The following is a 3,201-nucleotide window of genomic DNA, read 5'->3' on the forward strand; positions in this document are numbered from 1 at the left end:
CCCCTTTATCAACGCCGACGTTTGTGGCGGCGAGCGACAAAGCAACAGATATTAACAGCCTACCGGTGATGGACGTGCAGAGCTCTGGCAGAGCTAAGCTTCTTCAGTACCCGCCGCCCCCCGTGCTCACGCCGCAACTTATCACCACCGTTTCGCTGATCTCCACGCGGCTGTATGGGCTCTTCGACCTTGGGATGTTCATCGCGAAGCTCGTGGAGGCCGGCGTGCAGAAGTACGGCGAGCACCTGGACCCCTGCTGGCTGTACATAGTGCTCCCAAACGGCTACAAACACTTCGCCTACTTCTCCGCAGACGTGCCCCACGGCGACGAGTTCGCCTCCCTTTACCCAGACCCCTACCTCGGGGCTTTGTTCATAGCCGCGTCTGGCAGGAGGGCGGCCTTTAGGCCGCTTGGCAACGACTACCTAGACGGCCTCTTCGAGACCTTGGCCCAGGCCGAGGGGTGGAATATCCACATCTCCAACTACCTAGAGTTTGAGTACTACCAAAACAGCCACATAGTGAACGAGCAGTGCATAATTGAGAAGCTGAAGACTGTGCTCCCCAGAGAGGCTACATATGAAAAAGATGCGTTGCTCTCAATACTGGTGCCGACCATGCCGCAAGCCTTTCTCACAGATCCCCACCTCACGAAGCTGATAGCGCTGGGGTTGATGGAGTACCGGGAGACGACGATTGTCCCCACCCAGCTCCTGGTCTCGTTGCTCGGGATGCTTTTTTAAACCCGGCCGCACCCGCCGGTAACGTGAAGGTGGTGGTGCTCGGGGGAGGCATAGCGGGGGTCTTCACAGCCTACTTCCTCAGAGAGCGCGGTTTCGACGTAGTTGGGGTCGGCGGCGAGTTGACCTACCCCCTGACCTCGCTCGTCCTCACCACCTCCATGCCGCATGTAGAAGATGTGGAGCTCGCCCGGGAGAGCCTGGAGATTTACAGGCGATTTACACATCTCAGGGAGGTGACGTCTGTCGACATACTCCCCAGGTGGGTTGACCTGTCGCCGCTCAGCCGCGTGCCGCACGACGTGGTGGATAGAGTGGAGGGGCTGCGGCTTGACCCCGACGAAATTGCCGTCATCACCACCGACTACCTAGTGCCGGTGAGGCGCGTGGTCCGCACGTTGCGGAAGATGCTGGGCTTCTCGGAGGACTACGGGCTACTTAAAGTGGAGGGGGGCAGGGCATACGTGGTGGCGAACGGCAGAAAGATTGAGGGGGATGTGGTGATTCTCGCCGCCGGGTATAGAAACAGCCTAATAGCGAGGGACGCCGGCTTGGAGGTCCCCCTGGCGCCCTACGAGTGCTACGCCGTGCTTTCCCTCGTCAGCTGGAGGGCGAGGCGCTACAGCATCGGCGACTACGTGCTCGGCTGGTACGGGAGGCCCGCCGCGCCGCCGTTCTACATTGCGGGGGACGGTTGCGGGAGGTACGGCGAGGGGCCGCCCCCCAACTACGCCGACAGGATGAGAAACTTAATGTCGAAGAGGCTCGGCGTGGCTGTGCCTCTCTACGTGAAGACGGGGTACTGCGAGGTGGGGCCCCACGGCGGGCCGCTGTACGGCAAGTACCCAGGTCTGGAGAATCTATACGTTATAGGGGGGTTCAACGGCTACGGAAGCATGGTGGGGCCTGCCCTCGCGCGGCGACTGGCGGATCTCGTGGCGGGAGGCGGCGCAGACGACGTTTTTAGACTTGAAAAAATGCCCCTCCAGAGGCGGTTCAACCCATGTGAGGTGGCCGAGAGGCACGACTGGGGCGGCGTACTACTACGCAATAGTTAAAAATTGAGTAATCTGACGAAACGTGGACAAGGCAAAGGAGAAGATGGTCCTCATATCTTTCCACATACCCCAGCCGTATCTAGAGGCGCTGGACGAGCTTGTGAAAGCCGGAGCCTACCCCAGCCGTAGCGAGGCCATCAGAGCGGCGCTTAGAGAGCTACTGGCCAGGTATAAGCTGGACGGGGTCTAGATTTATATCAAAACCTTACTGGGGAGCCATGTTTGGGCTACTCTCCGCGCTTGTCGCGACTCTCGCTTTTTCTATCAACGCGCCGCTGGCATACGCCGCGTCTAGGAGAGGCGTATCTTCACAAGCCCTGGTGGCTGTGCGCAACGCCGTGGCTCTAGTAGCGCTCCTCCCACTGGCGGATTTCAAAATAGGCGCCGCGACGGCGATGTTGGTGGCGGCCTCGGCGCTTCTAGGCCCCGGCTTGGGGGACTACGCCTACTTCAAGGCGTTGACGCACAGCGGCGTGGCCACAGCGGTGACTGTGAGCTATACGTACATATTCACAGCGCAGCTATTCGCAACGGCGCTGGGCCTAGAGGGCGCGAGGCTTGGGGCCGCGGCGGGCGCCTTGCTGGCGTTTGCAGGTATATACATAGCCCTTGGCGGGAGGCCTAGGGGGGTCGGCGTCTTGTACGGGGCCGCGGCCTCCCTGAGCTGGGGAGTTGCCTCCGCGTTGCTCGGCGTCGCGTCTAGAGAGGCAAGTCCCTACACCATCGCCGTAGTTAGGTCGGCCGTGTTGGCCCCCCTCTTCTCGCTATTCACCAATTTCAACGGGGCTCAGAGGCTGGGTATCTTATACGCGGTTTTGTCAGGCGTGGTGGGCCTAGCCCTTGGATCCACCGCGTTTATATACGCCATGTCGCAGATAGGAGTAGCCGCCACCGTAATAGCAACCTCCCTAACTCCAATACTCTCCCAGATACTCGACAGAGTCGTTAACAAGTCGGAGATCTCTCCGAAACACATATTAGGAGCGGCTCTGGTGGGGCTTGGCATAGCGATTAGTGTGATGAGTAACTAGACACCGGAAAAATGAAGACCTGACGACGGTCTGACTAGCTTCTTTAACTCGATACGCCGTGTCGCTGATGGGAGTAGCCTCCACAACAATAGCAACCTCCCAAGCCTCACTGTTCCAACAGCGTGTGAGAACCACGCCGTTACATAACTTCATATATGGGGGGAGTTTTCTAGAAGCGACTGCTCCACTATAGAGACTGGCTGATTGTAGAGGGCCGAGCGGGATCTGTAGACTCCTCAACCTCTCAGCCGGGGCGGCGGCTAACCCCCCTCTCTTCTTTCTCTTCTTGAGTCCCAGCTTCCCCTCTCCCTCCGCCACGGCTTTGTACATCAAGACTGCGGTTTTTAGAGCTGGCTTGTTGGCACCAGCCAG

4 protein-coding genes and 1 pseudogene are annotated in these 3,201 nt (G+C 59.3%); 4 read left to right on the forward strand and 1 reads right to left on the reverse strand.

Features of this window, described 5'->3' with window-relative positions; genetic code table 11:
- From ACP5J3_RS12195 to ACP5J3_RS12210, 4 genes are all read left to right on the forward strand, one after another.
- Positions 1-743: hypothetical protein (locus tag ACP5J3_RS12195; RefSeq protein WP_428495940.1), on the forward strand; the 743-nt coding region annotated here is incomplete at its 5' end.
- A 23-nt stretch (positions 744-766) separates the two neighbouring features.
- The gene (locus ACP5J3_RS12200; protein WP_428495941.1) at positions 767-1,798 is read left to right on the forward strand and encodes an NAD(P)/FAD-dependent oxidoreductase; all 1,032 of its coding nucleotides are present in this window, start codon (positions 767-769) and stop codon (positions 1,796-1,798) included.
- Positions 1,799-1,820: 22 nt separating this feature from the next.
- Positions 1,821-1,988, forward strand: coding sequence for a ribbon-helix-helix domain-containing protein (locus ACP5J3_RS12205; protein WP_428495942.1), 168 nt, complete (start codon positions 1,821-1,823; stop codon positions 1,986-1,988).
- A 28-nt stretch (positions 1,989-2,016) separates the two neighbouring features.
- The gene (locus tag ACP5J3_RS12210) at positions 2,017-2,829 is read left to right on the forward strand and encodes an EamA family transporter (RefSeq protein ID WP_428495943.1); all 813 of its coding nucleotides are present in this window, start codon (positions 2,017-2,019) and stop codon (positions 2,827-2,829) included.
- On the opposite strand, the pseudogene ACP5J3_RS12215 reads toward ACP5J3_RS12210, so the two are convergent.
- A pseudogene (locus tag ACP5J3_RS12215) lies at positions 2,776-3,201 on the reverse strand (hypothetical protein); the annotation flags it as partial. The gene ACP5J3_RS12210 and the pseudogene ACP5J3_RS12215 overlap by 54 nt on opposite strands.

Origin of the sequence: Pyrobaculum sp. (assembly GCF_049971835.1) — an archaeon.
In the GTDB taxonomy this organism is placed as follows: Archaea; Thermoproteota; Thermoprotei; order Thermoproteales; family Thermoproteaceae; genus Pyrobaculum.